The sequence below is a fragment of the Micromonospora coriariae genome, assembly GCF_900091455.1.
GTDB lineage: Bacteria > Actinomycetota > Actinomycetes > Mycobacteriales > Micromonosporaceae > Micromonospora > Micromonospora coriariae.
The window spans coordinates 4,228,663-4,246,023 of record NZ_LT607412.1; the positions used below are offsets into that span (position 1 = coordinate 4,228,663).

The 17,361-nt window shown below is 74.6% G+C and carries 17 protein-coding genes and 1 riboswitch; of the genes, 3 read left to right on the forward strand and 14 right to left on the reverse strand.

Going from position 1 to position 17,361, the window contains the following annotated elements; all coding sequences use genetic code 11:
• Positions 1-113: 113 nt before the first annotated feature.
• From GA0070607_RS19850 to GA0070607_RS19860, 3 genes are all read right to left on the reverse strand, one after another.
• On the reverse strand, positions 114-1,202 hold the full coding sequence (locus tag GA0070607_RS19850) for a DNA polymerase III subunit beta family protein (RefSeq protein ID WP_089019541.1): 1,089 nt from the start codon (positions 1,200-1,202) through the stop codon (positions 114-116).
• Positions 1,203-1,227: 25 nt separating this feature from the next.
• On the reverse strand, positions 1,228-2,469 hold the full coding sequence (locus tag GA0070607_RS19855) for a saccharopine dehydrogenase family protein (RefSeq protein WP_089019542.1): 1,242 nt from the start codon (positions 2,467-2,469) through the stop codon (positions 1,228-1,230).
• A 64-nt stretch (positions 2,470-2,533) separates the two neighbouring features.
• Complete coding sequence (locus tag GA0070607_RS19860) at positions 2,534-2,974, reverse strand: hypothetical protein (RefSeq protein ID WP_408630841.1); 441 nt, start codon at positions 2,972-2,974, stop codon at positions 2,534-2,536.
• A 146-nt stretch (positions 2,975-3,120) separates the two neighbouring features.
• Between GA0070607_RS19860 and GA0070607_RS19865 the strand changes: the two genes are divergently transcribed.
• Positions 3,121-5,952, forward strand: a complete 2,832-nt coding sequence (locus GA0070607_RS19865; protein WP_089019544.1) for a LuxR C-terminal-related transcriptional regulator — start codon at positions 3,121-3,123, stop codon at positions 5,950-5,952.
• Between the two features lie 28 nt (positions 5,953-5,980).
• Here the strand turns inward: GA0070607_RS19865 and GA0070607_RS19870 are convergent, their stop codons facing one another.
• From GA0070607_RS19870 to GA0070607_RS32415, 5 genes are all read right to left on the reverse strand, one after another.
• Positions 5,981-6,529 carry a DsbA family protein gene (locus tag GA0070607_RS19870; protein WP_089019545.1) on the reverse strand — a complete coding sequence of 183 codons (549 nt, stop codon included), beginning with the start codon at positions 6,527-6,529 and terminating at the stop codon, positions 5,981-5,983.
• On the reverse strand, positions 6,526-7,023 hold the full coding sequence (locus GA0070607_RS19875; protein ID WP_089019546.1) for a redoxin domain-containing protein: 498 nt from the start codon (positions 7,021-7,023) through the stop codon (positions 6,526-6,528). The genes GA0070607_RS19870 and GA0070607_RS19875 overlap by 4 nt, the downstream gene beginning before the upstream one ends.
• Before the next feature lie 60 nt (positions 7,024-7,083).
• Complete coding sequence (locus GA0070607_RS19880) at positions 7,084-7,770, reverse strand: BON domain-containing protein (protein WP_089019547.1); 687 nt, start codon at positions 7,768-7,770, stop codon at positions 7,084-7,086.
• 478 nt (positions 7,771-8,248) lie between these two features.
• Entirely contained in the window at positions 8,249-8,656 is a 408-nt protein-coding gene (locus tag GA0070607_RS19885; RefSeq protein WP_089019548.1) for a hypothetical protein, read from the reverse strand.
• A gap of 137 nt (positions 8,657-8,793) precedes the next feature.
• The gene (locus GA0070607_RS32415; protein ID WP_157743185.1) at positions 8,794-8,934 is read right to left on the reverse strand and encodes a hypothetical protein; all 141 of its coding nucleotides are present in this window, start codon (positions 8,932-8,934) and stop codon (positions 8,794-8,796) included.
• Positions 8,935-9,311: 377 nt separating this feature from the next.
• Between GA0070607_RS32415 and GA0070607_RS19890 the strand changes: the two genes are divergently transcribed.
• On the forward strand, positions 9,312-9,674 hold the full coding sequence (locus tag GA0070607_RS19890) for an STAS domain-containing protein (RefSeq protein WP_089019549.1): 363 nt from the start codon (positions 9,312-9,314) through the stop codon (positions 9,672-9,674).
• A 25-nt stretch (positions 9,675-9,699) separates the two neighbouring features.
• Here GA0070607_RS19890 and surE read toward each other — a convergent pair whose 3' ends face one another.
• Together surE and GA0070607_RS19900 are read right to left on the reverse strand one after the other, a co-directional pair.
• Positions 9,700-10,527 (reverse strand): 5'/3'-nucleotidase SurE, encoded by an 828-nt coding sequence (gene surE, locus GA0070607_RS19895; RefSeq protein WP_089019550.1) that lies wholly within the window; start codon positions 10,525-10,527, stop codon positions 9,700-9,702.
• Positions 10,524-11,501: a PfkB family carbohydrate kinase gene (locus GA0070607_RS19900; RefSeq protein WP_231930014.1), complete on the reverse strand. Its 978-nt coding sequence runs from the start codon at positions 11,499-11,501 to the stop codon at positions 10,524-10,526. The genes surE and GA0070607_RS19900 overlap by 4 nt, the downstream gene beginning before the upstream one ends.
• Before the next feature lie 178 nt (positions 11,502-11,679).
• Between GA0070607_RS19900 and GA0070607_RS19905 the strand changes: the two genes are divergently transcribed.
• Positions 11,680-12,147, forward strand: coding sequence for a hypothetical protein (locus tag GA0070607_RS19905; RefSeq protein ID WP_089019551.1), 468 nt, complete (start codon positions 11,680-11,682; stop codon positions 12,145-12,147).
• A gap of 89 nt (positions 12,148-12,236) precedes the next feature.
• Here GA0070607_RS19905 and GA0070607_RS19910 read toward each other — a convergent pair whose 3' ends face one another.
• The 4 genes from GA0070607_RS19910 to GA0070607_RS19925 form a co-directional block, all read right to left on the reverse strand.
• Positions 12,237-12,755, reverse strand: a complete 519-nt coding sequence (locus GA0070607_RS19910; RefSeq protein ID WP_089019552.1) for a DUF2269 domain-containing protein — start codon at positions 12,753-12,755, stop codon at positions 12,237-12,239.
• A 117-nt stretch (positions 12,756-12,872) separates the two neighbouring features.
• Entirely contained in the window at positions 12,873-13,937 is a 1,065-nt protein-coding gene (locus GA0070607_RS19915; RefSeq protein WP_408630842.1) for a coiled-coil domain-containing protein, read from the reverse strand.
• 5 nt (positions 13,938-13,942) lie between these two features.
• Positions 13,943-14,075: riboswitch (cyclic di-AMP (ydaO/yuaA leader) on the reverse strand.
• Positions 14,076-14,216: 141 nt separating this feature from the next.
• On the reverse strand, positions 14,217-15,134 hold the full coding sequence (locus GA0070607_RS19920) for a cation diffusion facilitator family transporter (protein ID WP_089019553.1): 918 nt from the start codon (positions 15,132-15,134) through the stop codon (positions 14,217-14,219).
• A 106-nt stretch (positions 15,135-15,240) separates the two neighbouring features.
• Positions 15,241-17,358: a HelD family protein gene (locus GA0070607_RS19925; RefSeq protein WP_089019554.1), complete on the reverse strand. Its 2,118-nt coding sequence runs from the start codon at positions 17,356-17,358 to the stop codon at positions 15,241-15,243.
• Positions 17,359-17,361 lie beyond the last annotated feature (3 nt).

Genomic DNA, 17,361 nt, shown 5'->3' on the forward strand with positions numbered 1-17,361 from the left:
GCTGCTCCGTACGCCTCCGTCCGGGGTCAGGTGGACCAACAGATGCTACCGTCGCGCCCCGTTCGCTTCGGGACTGGGAGCGCGAGCCCACCGCGCGGAATCAGACGGCGGGTTCAGAGCCGGATCGGCATCAGCACGGAGAACGTGTCCGCGTCGTCCGGGCGGCGTACGGCCAGCGGGGCGATCGGCCCGTCCAGCTCCAGTACCAGCTGCGACCCACCGGCGGCGTCCAACGCGTCCAGCAGGTACGCGCCGTTCACCCCGACCCGCAGCCCGTCGATCGGGTCGGACCCGGCGGTGGGCACCAGGCGCAGGCCGCCCTGGTCGTCGAGGCCGAGCACGGTGACCGTCAGCCGCGTTCCGTCGTATTCGCGGTCCACCGTCGGGGCGGCCGGGTCGGTCAGCGCGGCCCGCAGCGCCGGTACGTCCACCGGGATCCGGTACGCGTCCGGTCGCTCACCGACAGCCTCACGCAGCAGTCGCCGGTAGTCCGGGAAGTCGTAGGGCAGGGCGGTGCCGGTCAGCGTCCGGTCGGCCACCGCGACCCGCAGCTCCGCACCGGCCACCGTCAGCCGCACCGGCCGGGCATCGGCGGGGTCGAGCAGCGCCCGGAACCGGTCGATCAGGTCCACCGGGACGAGCACCCGCACCGGCGGTCCGTCGACCGTCGCCCCGGCCCGGGACAGCGCGAGCCGGTGCCGGTCGGTGGCGACGAGCCGGACGCCGTCCAGCTCCACGTCGACCAGCACGCCCGTGAGCACCGGCAGTTCCGCGTCGCTGCCGACGGCGAAGCGCACCGCGTCGACGGCGGCGGCCAGTTCGGCGGGGGAGAGCAGCAGCGTGGTGGTCGCCGGCGGCGCCGGGTCGACCAGGGCACGGAGACGGGCGACCTCCCGGCGGGCGTCGGCGAGCCCGTCCGCCAGTCGGCGCAGGTGCGTGTCGAGCAGCCGGTGCACCGCGGCCGGCTCGGCACGCACCGCCGCGGCGATCTCCGGCACGGGCATGCCGACCCGGCGCAGCCCGGCCACCAGTCGGGCCGGCGCGATCTGCTCGTCGGTGTACCAGCGGTAGCCGGTCACCGGGTCGACCAGGGCCGGCTCGAGCACCCCCGCCGAGTCGTAGAAGCGCAGCGCGCTGACGGTCAGGCCGCTGGCCCGGGCCAGCTCGCCGATGCTGTGCAGGTCGCTCTCCACGACGGGCATCCTGCCCCCTCGACCGGGTCGAGGGTCAAGCCGCCGCCCCCGCGTCCGGCGCGGCCGTCCGGTCGGCGGCCTCGGGCACCTGCCGCACGGCCTCCTGCTTGAGGACCCGGAACGTGAGCCCTGCCCGGACCAGCCGGTCGAGCAGCGCGTCACCCATCGCGGCGACGGGGGTGAGCTGGCCGGCGGCCGGCGCCAGTTCGTCGAGCGCCAGGCAGAGCGCCGACTCGGCGAGCATCTTCGCCGTCTCGTCGTAGCCCGGGTCGCCGCCGGCGACCTCGGTGACCACCCGGCGCCCGCCGCCGGTGCCGACGAACCGGACCCGGAACCAGGACGCCGCCCGCTGCTGCGGGGTGGGCCCGTGCCCGGACGCGAGCCGGCCGAGCAGCCAGCGCCGGGTGGGCGGCAGCTTCAGCAGCCCGACCAGCGCGCCGAGCCCGGCGCCCGCGGCCAGCACGGTCGGCAGCCGCTTCACCGCGGCGAAGTGCCGGTACCGGAAGTTCGGGCCGTACTCCGGTCGGGCCGCCGCCGAGCGGCGTACCACCTGCGGGTCGATGGTGGGCAGCGGTACGGTCCAGATGCCCAGCTCCGCCGAGCGGCCCAGCCGACCCGGCGCCGCCCGGACCCGGCGGTCGGTGGGGCGCGGCTCGACGGCCCGGCGTTCCCGGGCGGCCTGGCTGGCCTGCTTGGTGCGGGAGAACGCGGTGAGCGCGGACTGGTACGTGCCGGCGGAGAACTTGCCGCCAGCGCGGACGTACCCGTCCACGGCGATCGGCGCGTCGGCGGGCAGCTGCTTGACGGTGAACCAGACGCCCAGGTCGTGCGGGATGGAGTCGAACCCGCAGGCGTGCACCAGCCGCGCGCCGGTGCGGGTCGCCTCGGGGTGGTGACGGACGTACATCAGATCGACGAACTCCGGTTCGCCTGTGATGTCCAGGTAGTCGGTGCCGGCCCGGGCGCAGGCCGCCACCAGCGGCTCCCCGTGGTGGATGTACGGGCCGACGGTGCTGGCCACCACCCGGGCGCTCTCCGCCACCGCGCGCAGCGAGTCGGCATCTGTCACGTCGGCGGTGAGCAACGGCAGCCCGGCCAGGGTGGGGTCGATCGCGGCGAGCCGGTCCCGTACGGCGGCGAGGCGGCCCTGGTTGCGACCCGCCAGCGCCCAGCGCAGCCCGGACGGCGCGTGCCGGGCCAGGTATTCGGCGGTCAGTCCCCCGGTGAACCCGGTGGCTCCGAACAGCACCACGTCGTACGTCCGCTTCCCAGCCATCCCCAGAGTCTGCCATCCGCTGCCCCGCCCGGCAGATCGTGAGCGCGGTGAATCTGTTCGTCGCTCACCGACCATGTCGGGGGCGGTCCAGCGCGGACCGGTCCGCGCGCAGCACCTCGCCGGCCTCGATGTGCTGCTTGGCCTGGCGCAGCGCCCGGCGGACCAGCAGACCCGGATCGTCGCCGACCAAGTGCGCGGCCAGCCCGACCCTCGGGGTGGCACCGGCCAGCGGGCGGGCGGCCAACTCGGTGCCCCGGCCGCCCGGGGCCGGCCGGACCCGCACCTCGACCGCGCCGTCCAGGCGGCGCAACGGCTCGGGCCACCGGCCGCCGGGGAGCACCCGCTCCGGCGGCCGGCCCACCGTCACCACCTCCCACCGGGCCGGCCCCGTCTGGTCGCCGTCCGCGCCGGACCGTCCACGCCGCCGGCGTACGCGGAGCAGCCGCGCCGCCCCGGTCAGCGCCGCGCCGCCGAGGGTGGCTCCCAGCCGCACCACCGGTCGCATCGGTCCCACCCGTCCTTTCCGTCCACGTCCCCCGATCCTCTGTCGGGACCGGGTGAAGCGGGCTCGCCCCGAAGGGGTGAACGCGTCCGCTCCGGGTAACCGCTCGCCGACCGGGGGGTGGAACGCGTCGGTGGGGGTGGAGCCGGGTGCCGGAGGAGCAGGATCGCGCACGGGTCAGCACGGCACCGGGGCACCCGGGGGACCCGCCGCTGCTGGCATCCCGGCTGACCCCGGCCGTGCCACCCGAACCGGTGGTGGCCCGGCCTCGCCTGCTGCGCCGGCTCGACGAGGGCAGCGCGGGACCGGTCACCCTGGTCGCCGCCCCCGCGGGCTGGGGCAAGACCACCCTGCTCGCCTCCTGGGTGCGCCTGGCCGGCGGCACCGAGGCCGGCCCGGGGCCGGCGTGGGTGTCGGTGGAGACCGGCGACGACGGCGACCGGCTCTGGGCGTACCTGGCAGCGGCATTGCGTGCGGCGACCGGGCCGACGGGCGATGACCCGGCGGCGCCGGTGCCCGACCGACCGCCGCGCCCCGACCAGTTGGAGCTGCTGGCCGCCGCCCTCGCCGCCCGGGACCGGCCGGTGCTGTTGATCCTGGACGACCTGCACCGGGTCGCCGATCCGGCGGCGCTGACCGGGCTGGAGTTCCTGCTCCGGCACGCCGAACAGCGACTGCATGTGGTGGTCGGCGCCCGGGCCGGGTTGCCGCTGGCCCTGCACCGGCTCCGTCTCGCCGGCGAGCTGACCGAGATCGGTCCGGACGAGCTGGCCTTCACCGACGACGAGGTGGCCGACCTGCTCACCGCGCACGGGGCGCCGCTGCCGGCCGCCGCCCTGCGCCGACTGCGCGCGCGCACCGGGGGATGGCCGGCCGCGCTGCGGATCGCCGCGCTGGCGTTGCGGGGGCAACCAGATCCGGAACGCTGGGTGCGACAGTTCGGCGGCGACCAACCGGAGATCGCCGGCTACCTGCAGGAGGAGGTCCTCGCCGCGATCGACCCGGCCGACCGGGACCTGCTGCGCCGTACCGCCCTCGCCGAGACGGTCTGCGCGGACCTGGCCGAGGCGCTGACCGGTCGCACCGATGCCGGGAGGGCGCTGGCCGACCTGGCCGGCGCCGGCGGTCTGCTGCACCGGGAGGAGAGCCGCCCGCCGTGGTACCGCTGCGACCCCCTGCTTGCCGACCTGCTCCGGGCCGAGCTGGCCCGGTTGCCCGCCGACGAACTGCGTGAGCTGCACGCGCGGGCGGCCGACTGGTACGCCGGGGACGGACGCCCGATCGACGGGTTGCGGCACGCGCTGGCCGCCGGCCGGTGGGACCGGGCCGGCGACCTGTTCGTCGCGCACTGGCCGGAGTTGACCAGGTACGACGCCGACCCGCTGACCGGCCCGGCCCCCGCGTCCCCGCCACCGGAGGTGGTCCGCGCCGACCCGGAGGTGGCGCTGGCCTGCGCCGCCGAGCGGGCGTACGCGGGTGATCTGCCGGCCGCCACCGGCCACCTGCGCGCCGCCGCCGGGTACGCCGACGGCCTGCCGGTGCCGCGCCGGGACCGGTTCCTGCGGCTGGCCACCGCGCTGGAGCTGACCCTGGCGCGGCTCGCCGGCGATCCGCCCGAGGTCCGGGCCGCCGCCGCCCGGCTGCTGCGGACCCGCCCGGCCGGCGTCGCGCCGACCGGAGTGCCGGGTGCCACGCGGACCGGCGGGTCGGCTGCCGCGCCGAACCATGCGCTGGCCCCGGGTACGGGTAGCGCCGCCGAGGACGCGGACGTGCGGGCGTTCACCGGCACCGCCCTGGGGCTCGTCGAGCTGGCCGCCGGCGCGCTGCCCGACGCCCGGTTCGTCCGGGCCCGGGCGGCGGCCCGCGAGGCCGGCCGGCCGCGTACCGAGCTGGTCGACGCCAGCCGCTCCGCGCTGCTGCTCGCGGTGCGTGGCGACCTGCGCGCGGCCGAACAGGCGGCCCGGGACGCGCTGGGCATGGCCCCGAGCCGGGGTTGGTCCTGCCGGCTCGACTGCGCCTACGCCCACCTCGCGCTGGCGGTGGTGGCGTTGCACCGCGACCAGCCCGAGGAGGCAGCGGCCAACCTCGCGCTCGCCGCCCCGGCGACCGGCCCGGCCAGCTCCGTCGGGGCGGACTCCGGGGACGACTGGTCGGCGGAGCCGCCCGCCGAGCCGGTGGCCGCGGCGGTGGCCGCCCTCTGCCGGGCGTACCTGCACCGCGACGCCGGTGACCCGGCCGCCGGCCAGCGGCTGCTGGTGCGGGCCCGGGAGTCGTTGACCGAACGGCCGGCCGCCGCCGGGCTGGCGAACCTGCTGCGGGCCGCCGAGGCGGACCTGCGGGCCGAGCGGGGCGACCTGGACACCGCCCGTGACCTGCTGGCCGGTGTCGCCGACGACGTGGCCGACCCCGCTCTCGCGGTGACTCTGGCGCGGGTGGAGCTGCGCTCCGGCGACGTCGGCGCGGCCGGGCGGGCCCTGCCGGACTGGCAGGCGCCGCCGGCCGAGTCCTGGCCCCTGCCGGTACGCCTGGACGCCGGACTGCTGGGCGCGGTGCTGGCCGAGCGGGGCGGAGACGGGCGCCGGGCCGGACGGATCCTGGAGCAGGTGCTCGACCTGGCCGGTCCGCAGGGCTGCCGTCGGGTCTTCACCCGGGCCGAACCGCCGGTACGGGACCTGCTGGCGGCGCACCTGGACGCGGGGACCGCACACTTCTCGCTGGTCAGCGACCTGGTCCGGGGCGCCGAGCAGACCACGGCCCGGCAACCGGCCGAGCCGGCGGGCACGCTCGACGAGCCGCTCACCGAGCGGGAGCTGACCATCCTGCGGTACCTGCAGAGCATCCTGTCCAACGTGGAGATCGCCAGCGAGTTGTCGCTCTCGGTCAACACGGTGAAGACCCACGTCCGCAACATCTATCGCAAGCTCGACGCGACCCGCCGGCGTGAGGCGGTCCGGCGGGCGCGCGAGCTGCGGCTGATCTGAGTGGTCGGCCGGTCGCCGGCCACCAGGGTCAGGCGTTGGCCGCGGCGTCCACGGCGGTCAGCAGGTCGGGCAGGTCGTACCCGCCCTCGTGCCGGACCCCGTTGACGAAGAGGGTCGGGGTGCCGTTCACCCCGCTGCGGATCCCGCCGACGAAGTCCCGGCGCACCCGGTCCGCGTACACCCGGCCCTCGACCTCCGCGTTCAGCTCGTCCGGCGGCAGCCCGAGCTGCTCGACGCCGAGCGAGAGGTGCACCGGGTCCAGCTGGTCCTGATGCTCGTAGAGCCAGTCGTGCATCTCCCAGAAACGGCCGCGGGCCGCAGCGGCCTCGGCCGTCTCCGCGGCACGTTCGGCGTACGGGTGGACGTTGGCGATCGGGAAGTAGCGGTAGACCATCCGTACCGTGTCGGCCCGCTGCCGCAGCAACTCGTGCAGGTTGGGGTACGCGGCGCCGCAGAACTGGCACTGGAAGTCACCGTACTCGACGATCGTGACCGGCGCGTCGGCCGGCCCGCGGACATGGTCGTCGGCGGTCACCGGGTCCCGAAGGCGGGCGGTGACCTGGAGCGGGGTGCTCATCGGGCCATCACCCCCCGGTCGGCGGCGAGCCGGTCCAGTGCGTCGAAGATGCCGTCCGCGCCCGGGTTGACCTCGGGTGGGGAGAGATGGCTCCAGGCCACCGTCCCGGTCTGGTCCAGCACCACCAGCGCCCGGGCCGCCTCGCCATGCGGGGTGTACGCACCGTACCGGCGGGCCACCTCGCCCTTGGGCTCGAAGTCGGCCAGCAGCGGAAACTCGATGCCCCGGCTCTGCGCGAACGCTCGGTGCGACCAGATGCTGTCCACCGAGATGCCGAGCAGCGCCGCGTCGTACTGGTCGAAGACCGGTGCCGCCGCCTGGTAGAGCGACATCTGGTCACCGCAGACGGGGCTCCAGTCGGCCGGGTAGAAGGCGAGCACGACCGGCCGGCCGCGGAACTGCTCCGGCCCGGTCTGGCGCCCGTCCGGGGTGCTCGTCAGGGTGAAGCCGGGCGCGGGTCGCCCCGGTTGGATCAGCCCGTTCGGATCACTCATGCCCCCAGCCTGCTGCCGGGGCGGGTGAGTCCGGCTCACCCGCCCCGGGTGGTTCCGCGCTCAGCGCAGCACCGGGGCGACCGCGATGTGGTTCTGCACCTCTCGGATCCCCGGCGCGGACCAGGCCACCTGCTCCACCTCGTCCCGCTCGGGCATCGAGTGCACCAGTCCCGCGAGAATCGCCGTGTCGCCGTGCACCCGGACGCTGATCCGCTCGGCCTCGGTGGCCCCGGCCCGGGCCAGCGCGTCGACGATCCGCTCGGCCAGGTTCCGGCCGTCGGGCACGGCGGACGGACGGACGGTGATTCCGTTGCTCACCCCGCGTACGCCGGTCAGCCTGCTGACCGCCCGCTCGGAGGCCCGGCGCTGGTACTCCCACTCGACCTCGCCGTGCAACGTCACCCAGCCGGCCGAGACCGTGACCTGGAGCTTCTCGACGGGTACGAACGCGTCCCACTCCAGTGCGTGACCGGCTGCGGCGGCCAGGTCGGGGTCGGCGCGCTCGGCCTCGCCGGGCAGCCGCACCGTCAGGTCGTTGGCGAGTGCCCGGACCCGTGCGACCCGGTGCGCGGCCCGCTCGGCGGCCCACTTCTTCGCGTAGCTGTCCACCCGCCCGGTCAGCGTGACGACGCCCTCGGCGACGGTCACGCCGATCTCGTGCGGCTGCACCCGCGGTTCCCAGGTCAGCTCGTCGAGTACGGCGGACTGGATGTCCTGGTCGGTGCGGCTGATCGTCGCGATGGCCATCTGTCCCTCCTCCGGTGCGTGGGCGGCGGACCGGGTGACGGCCGCGGCCGGAGTCCGCCGGGGTCCGATCCTGCCGCCGTCCGGGGTGACCCGTCCTCGCCCTGGCCGGGTGAGGCGGGGCCCGGTTCGTGCCCCTCCGGTGACTGCCGTATCCGCGAGAATCGATGATGGGAGCGCTTCCATAGGTCTCGCCGATCGGTTACGGTGAACGCACTCCCCGGTCGCGGCGGCCGTCGCGTCGGGTGGTGGGCGTCAGGGCGCCGCCGACTCGTCCCCCGGGTCGCGGCACCCCCGCCTCTCTCGCCGTCGATCTAGGGCATATCGCCGCTAGTCGATCTCCGTTCACGACGATATGCCCTAGATCGACGGGGGACGGGGCGTGCGGGCGGAGGGGGGAGGGGGGAGGGCAGGGGGGAGAAAGGGGCGGGCCCCGGTCGACCGGGTGGTCGAGCGGGGCCTGCGGATGGCGGCGGGTGGGTCAGTCGTTCAGGCCGATGGGGGAGTTGGGGCGGTCGACGTCGACGAACTCGACGTCGTCCACCGCGCGGTCGTCCCGGCTGCCGGCAGCCCGGGCGGCGGAGCCGACGGCCCAGCCGACGGCCGCGCCGACCAGCGCGGCGCCGATCAGCAGCGTCCAGGGCAGTGCCGGCTGACGGCCGGCGAGCGCGTCGAAGGCCAGTGAGGCGCGGCGTCGCGCCTCGTCGGCGGCGGAGCCCACCAGATCGCCCGCACCGTCGGCGAGGTCACTGCTGCCGCGCCGGGCGGAGCGGGCGGTGCCCCGGACACTGTCCCCCGCGGAACTCACGGCGGAGACGAGGTGCTCCCACGCCTGGTCCGCGATCCGCTCCGGCTTGCTGCGGCGGTCCAGCAGGTTGGTTCCGAACATCGTGGTTACCTCCTCGGGTGCCGAAGCCGGCGGCCACTTCGGACTTCGGCGTCTGTCCAGCGCGTCACGATTCGCCTAACCCGCAGTGCCCCGCGCCGGCCGGGCGCAAACCCGGCCGACGCAGCCCGCCGGGTGAGTCAGCGCAGCACCACCACGGAGGCGCCCCGGGCGAAGTCGTCGTCATCGTCGTCGTCATCGCCTCCGCCACCGAAGCCGCAGGCCAGCACGAGGGCGAGCAGGACGCCGACGCCGGCCAGCCCCGCCAGTCTCTTGATCATTGAAGGTCCTCTCCGTCACGGTGGGTTCCCGGGCCGATGCTAGGCGGCGTCGGCAACCATCCGGCCTCGTCGGGGTCGATCGACGAGGTGCGACACGCCGGTGTCACACGGGGCTGGCACGCTTGACGGGTGCGCCGTGCCGGGACCGTTACCCTGGTCCGGCGACGCGTCGGTTCCGACCGATCGTTGAGTGGTCAGATAACGAAAAGTACTGAGTGATCAGAAAATGAAAAGTCCGGATATGGGCGACTTGCTGTGCCCGGATCCGCGAATTGCTCATCCCGAGGGGTGGCGACCGAGGCCGTCGAAGGAATACTGTCGGTCGCGGCCCGCGTACTGATGAGGCGCCCGGGGGACGGGCGGGTGGAGGTGCTCGCGTGAGCCTGTCGATCGTGAAGTCGGTTCTGTCCGGTGGTGTCGTGGAGATCGCCCCGCGTGGCGAGATCGACGTCGACACAGCGTACGAGGTGCGCGAGGCGGTCGCGGAGGTGCTGGCCAAGGGCCGCCCGCTGCGCATCGAGCTGAACATGAGGCTGGTCACCTTCATCGACTCGGTCGGCATCAGCGCGATGGTGGCCGGCTTCCAGACCGCCGAGGTGAGCGGCGTCAAGCTGGTAGTCACCGAACCGAGCCGGTTCGTGCACCGGCAGCTCTGGGTGACCGGCCTGCTCGGCCTCTTCGGCGCCCCCGAGCCATACTTCGCCGGCACCGCCACCCCCGAGGTGCTTCCCGGCGCCTGAGCGCCGACATCCTGGCCCAGGCCGGTCAGGGCTGTTCGTCCAGGCCGGTCAGGTCGACGTCGGTCACCTCGGTGACCGCCCGGATGGCCGTTACGGACGCGTACCCCGCAGCCAGCAACGCCACGTCCGTGCCGGGCTGCGCGGCCTGGCCCGGCTCCTCCAGCGAGGTACGCACGAAGCCGTGCCCGGATTCGGCCACCGTCATCTGCACCTGACCGAAGCTGGCCAGCGTGCCCCGGCGGACCCCGCGCAGCCGCCCGTGCGGGAGGTCCGGGGCGTTGACGTTGAGCACGCTCTCGATCGGCGCGGCGGTCAGCCGGGGGAGCAGATCCAGGGCGACCCGCGCGGCGGTGCTCCAGTTGCGCTCGGCGTCGCGTACCCGGGCGGCGGCGTCCACCGCGGCGCCACCGCTGGCGGCCGTCGCCTCGCCCGCGGAGAGCACGTCCAGCGAGACGGCCATCGCCCGGCAGCCGTTCGTGGCGGCGGTGAACGCGGCGCCAACCGTGCCGGAGTGCAGCACGGCGCGGCCGGCGTTGGCACCCCGGTTGATGCCGGAGAGCACCACCGACGGCGGCGGGCCGAACGCGCCGTGCAGCGCGATCAGCGTGATGAAGCCGGGCGAGCCACCGACTCCGTACGCCGGCACGCCCGGCAGCTCCGGCAGCGGGTGGTCGTGCACCACCACCCGCCCGTCCTGTTCCAGGGCGCTCATGGCGGCGCTGGTGCCGCTCGCCTCCTCCAGCGGCGCGGCGACCACCACATCCATGCCCCGCTGCGCCGCCGCCCAGGCCAACGCCTGGATTCCCGGCGCGGCGATCCCGTCGTCGTTGGTGACGAGCACGCGCAGTGTCATCGCTCGACCGCCCGGTCGGCCAGTTCGTCGGGGGTGGTCCGCTCCTGTTGTCGGCTGTCCGCGGGGACCAACCGGACCCGCTCCACCAGACCGGTGATCGAGTCCAACCGCCCGGTGCCCAGCCCGTGCCGGGTCACGTTCAACGCCCCGGCGGCGGCGCCGGTGCGGATGGCGGTCCGGATGTCTCCGCCGCCGGCCACCACGGCGGCCACCCCGGCGGTCATCGAGTCGCCCGCGCCGCGCGGGTCGGCCGCCTGCAAGCGGGGCATCTCCACCTCGAACAGTTCACCGTCGATGAGCGCGAGGGCCGGTTCGTCGGCCCGGCTCACCACCACCGTCTCGGCGCCGGCGGCGTGCAGCTCGTACATCGCCCGGGTCAGCTCCGCGGCCTCCTCGTTGCGGACGCGGCCGTCGCGGATCAGTTCCTCGTGGCTCACCTTCAGGAAGAACACCCCGCTGTCCAGCACCGCGCCGAGGTGATCGCCGGAGAGGTCGACCACCACCCGGCCGCCGTTGGCACCGAGGTCGGCGGCGAAGCGCCGGTACAGGTCGGCCGGGACGAGCCACGGCTCGTCGGGTCCACTGAGCACGCTCACCGGCGCTCGCAGCCCCTCGCCGAGGGCCAGGTTGTACAACTCGTCGAGCTCGTGCCGGCCCAGGGGCTGCCCGGGCACGTCGGCGATCTCCTGCCGGGATCCGTCCCGGCGGTCGTGCACGTACCCGCCGCTGCCGGAGTCGCGGACCACCACCTTGAGGTCCACTCCCTCGCTGACCAGCAGCGGCTCCAGCACCTGGCCGATCTCGCCGCCGAGCGCGGTGCAGAGCACCACGTCGACCCCGAGCGACATCACCATGCGGGCCTGCCAGACGCCCTGCCCGCCGGGGTGCAGATGCAGTTCGGGCTGGTCGCTCGGCTGGTCGATGGTCACCGTGAGCTGCGGCGTGGGCGCGAAGACCATCACGTGCCCGCTCACCGGTCGTACCCGTTCATGCTCACTCCCTCCGTCGCCCGTCACGGCGGGTGGTTCCCCATCAGCCGACCGTAATGGGAACGGGGTGTGAAAGCCGGGGCAACGGTCCGTGTCCGTCCGGACATTGCCAGCCCGACCGGGGTACGGGACGATCGTGCGACCAACGGCGGCGGGAGACGGTGTGCTCAGGAGCGATACCTTCAGCTACGCCGTCCAGGCCCGGTGCGAGCTCCGGGAGGCGGCGGCCCTGCTGAGCGACCTGACCCGGCAGGGCGAGTTGCACCCGCTGATCGTCCGGGTCCGCCGGCTGCCGCCCCGCCCCGGTGCCCGGGCCAGCTACGCGATCAGCGACCGGCTGGCGGCGGGCCCGCTCCGCTTCCGGACCAGCTACCAGGCGGACGTGCTGATCAGCGAGGACGACGAGATCGTGACGGTGGCCCGCCAGTGGCCGGCCACCACGGTGCGCAACCACACCCGGCTACGCGGCGAGCCGGACGGCCTGGTCCGAATCGATGTCGAGATCACCCTGACCGCGCCGGCCCCGCTGTTCCGGTACGCGTTCCGCCAGGCCCGGGCAGCCCACCTGGCCCTGGCCACCCGGCTGGGCGCGGCCCTGGACCGCGCGGCCGGCTCCCCGCCCGCCGGCTGATCGCCCGCCGCGCACCCGCGTCCGGCGCCCGGCCGCCCGCGAAGGTCACGCTCGATCCTGGATGTGGTGGTCTGCGCGCGGGGAGGCCACTAGATCCTGGTTGCGGCGCGATCATGTCCGGTCCGCCCCGCGACTGTGGGCCGCGCCGCCGGCCGTCGCCCCCACGGCTTGTACGTGGACAGCACCGTCGCGATGATCATGAGACTGGTCGACACGGCCGGTGCGATCACGAGGTCGGCGCGGTCCCGGGCGGGCAGGGCGGCGCCCAGCGCGCCGGCGTGCCGCAGGTTCGGGGTGAGCAGGAACAGCACAAGCCCTACCATCACCGTGGTGATCACTAGTTTGACCAGCACCCAGCGGTAGCGCAGCAGGCCCCACGGGGTGAGCAGCGCGCTGGCCACGCCGACCAGCCAGACCAGCACGCTCAACGGCGCGAACAGCACGGTGCCGACCAGCGCGGCGACCGGATAGACGACGGCCGGGTCGGCGCCGCGCTGCGCCGCGACGCCGAGCGTGAGCAGCGTCAGGTCGGCGCCGAGCCAGCCGAGCGAGGTGACCAGGTGCAGGGTGAGCAGAGCCTTGCGGGCGGTGGGCGGGATCCGGCGCATACCAGGATGCTGCCCGCCGGGCCCGGCCCGGACGTCCGACCGTCGGCGACATCCCGGGTACGTCCGTTGACGTACCCGGGGGCCGGCGCCCCGCGAGGCGGGGCACCGGCCGGTGGGTCAGTACACCGACAGGTGCACGTGGTTGGTGTGGTCGCTGGACGGGTCGCCGCCCGCCCCGCTGTACGACTTCCACCCGCTGCTGGGCAGCCAGATCTGCCTGTACCAGATCACGTACAGCACCGCGAGCCGGTCGGCGTTGCGGATGAAGTACGCGGCCAGGTTGTTGCCGTACGTCTTGTCGCCGCCTGTGGCGTCGCCGCCGAAGCCGCCCTTCTGGGCGGCGAAGTCGCAGGCCCGGCCCTTCGGGTGCTCGCCGGAGCCGCCGTTGCGGTGGCAGGAGACGTACCGGGTGAAGCCGGCGGCCTTGGCCTGGTTGAGCGCGTGCAGGGTGCGCGGGGTGATGCAGCCGCTGGCCGGGGTGGGGTCGTTGACGCTGCACGACTCCGACGGCCAGGAGCCGTCGGAGTTGCGCGGGGCGGCCGTGGCGTTGGCAGTGGAGGTGCCCCGGTTGGAGCCGCTGTCGGCGGTCGTGCGGGCCTTCGTGGTGGCCACGGTCAGGGCCCGTTCGGCCTGGTCCTTGCGCTTGGCCATGACCGTGACCTGCTTGCGCTGCTCACGGATCTCGCCGTCCAGGGCGATGCGGGTGCGGTTGACCTCATCCCTGGTGGCGGTGAGGTCGCGCAGCGCCCGGTCCTCGTTGGCGGCGACCGCGTCCAGCGTGCGGGCACGGTCCATGAAGCCCTCGGGGGTGCTGCTGTTGAGCAGCGCCGACACCGTGCCGAGCCGGCCGGTGCGGTAGGCCAGTCCGGCGATCTCGTCGACCTTGCCGCTGCGCGCCGTCAGTTCGGTCTCGGTGGTCTTCAGCTGGGTGGCGAGTTGCTGCTGCCGCTGTACGGAGGTGTCCAGGGCGCGCTTCGCGTCCAGGTATCCCTTGCTGGCCGCCTCCAGTTGGGCCCGCAGCGCCGGGGTGCCGCCCTCTTCGTCGCCGTCGGGTGCCGCGGCGGCCCGCTGGCCGGTCGGGGGAGCGGCCGAGGCGGCGCCGGCCGGGATCGCGAGGCCGAGGGCGAACATCGCGACGATCAGGGCCGCCAGTCGGGCGGCGGGTGGTCGTGCTGGTACCACTACGCGTGTCCTTCCGTCAGCCGCCGACCGGGTTAGCTGACGGGTTCGGGACGGAAGATCCCTACCGCTGAACGCGGATGCACCCCAGGAACATGGTTCCCCGGTTCGCCCGCTCGGGCGATTAGGCGGCGGCCGCCACCGGCGCCGGGAGGGCGCCGCCGGGTGGAGGCCGGGACCGAGCCTACCGGTGCCGGTGGGGCCGGTGCAGCCGATGTGACGGACGGTGCGTGCGTTGTCACGGGAAATTCCGACTAAGCCGAGTAAAACTCCTGAAACGCCCTACCACTCGACCGAACCGCAGGCACCGGGCGCTGCGCCTGGTTCGATCTGCAACGTCGCGTGCTCGATCCGGAAGTCCTCGTGCAGGGCGGTGCGCGCCGCGGTGAGCACCACCCCGACATCCGCGCCGGGCGCCATTGTCAGGTGCGCGGAGGCCACCTCCATGCCCGAGGTGAGCGTCCAGACGTGCAGGTCGTGCACCTCCACCACGCCGGGCACCGCGGCCAGCCGGTCGTGCACGGCGGTGACCTGGAGATGTTCCGGGGCGGCCTGCACCAGGATGCGGACCGCGGCCCGTCCCAGCCGCCACGTGCGCGGCAGGATGAACACGCCGATGGCGACCGCGACCAGTGGGTCGGCCCACCACCAGTCGGTGACCTGGATGAGCAGCGCCGCGCCGATCACGCCGAGCGAGCCGAGCAGGTCGCCGAACACCTCCAGGTAGGCGCCCTGAAGGTTGATGCTCTCCCGGGCCCCGGCGCGGAGCAGGCCGAAGGCGGCCAGGTTGGCGAGGAGGCCGAGTGCGGCCACCGCGAGCATCGGGCCGGCCAGCACCTCGTGCGGGTCGCCGAACCGACCGATCGCCTCGATCACCACGTAGACCGCGACACCGGACAGCAGGACCGCGTTGGCCAGCGCGGCGAGCACCTCGAGCCGGTAGAGCCCGAAGGTGCGTTGCGGATCGCCGGTGGCCTGCCGGGTGGCGGTGATCGCGGCGAGCGCCATCCCGATGCCGAGCACGTCGGTGAACATGTGGCCGGCGTCGGAGAGCAGGGCCAGGGAGCCGGTGTGGAACGCGGCCACCGCCTCGACCACCATCAGGGCGGCGAGCAGCCCGAACGCTGTCCAGAGCCGCCCCCGGTGCTGGTGCGCGGCGTTGGCGACCGACCCGTGGTGGTGGTCATGACCTGCGCCCACGAGACCACCCTCCGCCGTCGATCGGGACCGGGTCAAATGTATGCTCACATCGCTATGTATGCAAGTGTACGACAGGTCGCCGGCCCGCGAGGGGCACCGCCGCAGGTCAGCCCGTCGGGTCGATGGTGGTGAGGCGCTGGGTAGCGCGGGAGAGCGCGACGTAGAGGGTGCGTACCCCGGCGCCCGGATCCGCCCGGATCTCGCTCGGTGCGACAAGCACCACCCCGTCGTACTCCATGCCCTTGGCCTCCAGGCTGGTCACCACCTGCAGCCGCGGCGCACCGAGCGCGCCGAGCCAACCCGCGACCTCGTCACGGCGGGGGACCGGCGTGATCACCCCGACCGTGCCCTCCACCTCGGCCAGCAGCCCGGTGGCCGCCTCCACGGTCGCGGTCTCCAGCTCGATGGCGGGCACCGCCAGCTCGACCGGATCGACCCCGGTGGAGCGGACGGCGGTCGGCAGCGGCAGGTCGGGGTAGATCCGGCGGATCTCCGCCGCCGCCACCGCGAAGATCTCCGAGGAGTTGCGGTAGTTGGTGGTCAGCGTGAAGTCGTGCCTCTTGCGGCGGCCCAGCGCCTGGTCCCGGGCCCGGTCCAGCTCCTCCGGATCACCGGTCCACGCGGTCTGCGCCGGGTCGCCCACCACCGTCCAGGAGGCCAGCCGGCCGCGCCGACCGACCATGCGCCACTGCATCGGCGAGACGTCCTGGGCCTCGTCCACCACGACGTGCGCGTACTCCCGGTAGTCCGCCGGCCGCTCCCGGGCCGCCGCCCGCGCGGCCCGCTGCCGGTCGCCGAAGCTGCTCAGCTCGCGGACCCCGCCCGCGAGCTGGAACGGGTCACGCCGGGCGCGGGCCGGCTGCGCCGGCTTGCCGAGCAGCGCGTCCAGCTCGTCCAGCAGCGCCACGTCGGCGATGGTCAGCCCGGCGGCGTCCAGATTCTGGTACGCCGCGCTGAGCAGCCGGATCTCGGCGGTGGACAGGATCCCGTCCGCGTACCGGCGCAGACGGTCCGGCCGGGCCAGCCAGTCGAGCACGTGCCGGGGGTGCAGCCGCGGCCACCATGCCTTGAGAAACTCCCGGAACTCCGGCCGGGTGGCGATCTCGTCCTCGAAGGCCCGCTGCTCCGGCAGCCGGCCGATGCCCAACCGGCGGGCCTGCGCCCACAGCGCGGCGAAGACACCGTCGAAGCCGGCCCGGCGGACCTCGTTGCGCCGGGCGCCCCGGTGCAGCACACGGTCCCGGATCCCGTCCAGTTCGGCCCGGTCCAGCCGCAGCAGCGTGCCGCGGTAGAGCAGCCGCAGTTCGCCCGGGCCACCCGGTACCGCGTCCCGCACCGCGCGCTCCAGCACCCGGCGCATCCGCAGCGAACCCTTCACCGCCGCCACCTCTGGCGAATCGGTGCGGGTGGCGGTCATGCCCGGGAAGAGGGTGCCCAGCGAGTGCAGGGTCGCGGTGTCCTCGCCGAGCGAGGGCAGCACCGAGGCGATGTACTCGACGAACACCGAGGACGGGCCGACCACCAGGATGCCGCCCCCGGCGTACCGGCTGCGGTCGGAGTACAGCAGGTAGGCGGCACGGTGCAGGGCGACGGCGGTCTTGCCGGTGCCCGGGCCGCCGGCGACGATCGTCACCCCGGAGCCGGGCGAGCGGATCGCCTCGTCCTGTTCCCGCTGGATCGTCGCCACGATGTCGCGCATGCCCCGTCCGGTGGCGCGGGACAGGGTCGCCAGGAGAGCCCCGTCGCCGACCACAGTCATCCCCTCGGGGGCGGCGGCCGGGTCCAGCAGGTCGTCCTCGATCCGGGTGACCCGCTCGTTGCGCGACTGGATGGTGCGCCGGCGCACCACGCCCAGCGGCTGGGCCGGGGTGGCCTGGTAGAAGGCGGCGGCGGCCGGCGCCCGCCAGTCGACCACCAGCGTGGTCGCGTCCTCGTCACGGATGCCGAGCCGACCGACGTGCAGCACCTGCCGGTCCCGCAGGTCCAGCCGGCCGAAGACCAGCCCCTCGTGCTCGGCGTCGAGGGTGTGCCGCCGCTGCGCGGCGTGAAAGACCATGGCGTCGCGCTCGACGAGCGCGCCGAACGTGCCCACCCGGGCCATCCGGTAGCCGTCCCGCTCGGCGCGGACCGCCGACTGCCGCAGTTCGGCGAGTCGGGCGTACACCCGGTCGAGGTGCCGTTGCTCGACGGCGATCTCCTGCTCCAGGGCGGTCTGGTCGGTCAACGC

Coding starts and splice junctions, on each gene's coding strand:
- GA0070607_RS19860 (WP_408630841.1), bottom strand. CDS start 2,974: ATGCGACCGGTGGTGCGGCTGGGAGCCACCCTCGGCGGCGCGGCGCTG.
- GA0070607_RS32415 (WP_157743185.1), bottom strand. CDS start 8,934: ATGATCAAGAGACTGGCGGGGCTGGCCGGCGTCGGCGTCCTGCTCGCC.
- GA0070607_RS19850 (WP_089019541.1), bottom strand. CDS start 1,202: ATGCCCGTCGTGGAGAGCGACCTGCACAGCATCGGCGAGCTGGCCCGG.
- GA0070607_RS19855 (WP_089019542.1), bottom strand. CDS start 2,469: ATGGCTGGGAAGCGGACGTACGACGTGGTGCTGTTCGGAGCCACCGGG.
- surE (WP_089019550.1), bottom strand. CDS start 10,527: ATGACACTGCGCGTGCTCGTCACCAACGACGACGGGATCGCCGCGCCG.
- GA0070607_RS19875 (WP_089019546.1), bottom strand. CDS start 7,023: ATGAGTGATCCGAACGGGCTGATCCAACCGGGGCGACCCGCGCCCGGC.
- GA0070607_RS19880 (WP_089019547.1), bottom strand. CDS start 7,770: ATGGCCATCGCGACGATCAGCCGCACCGACCAGGACATCCAGTCCGCC.
- GA0070607_RS19910 (WP_089019552.1), bottom strand. CDS start 12,755: ATGCGCCGGATCCCGCCCACCGCCCGCAAGGCTCTGCTCACCCTGCAC.
- GA0070607_RS19870 (WP_089019545.1), bottom strand. CDS start 6,529: ATGAGCACCCCGCTCCAGGTCACCGCCCGCCTTCGGGACCCGGTGACC.
- GA0070607_RS19885 (WP_089019548.1), bottom strand. CDS start 8,656: ATGTTCGGAACCAACCTGCTGGACCGCCGCAGCAAGCCGGAGCGGATC.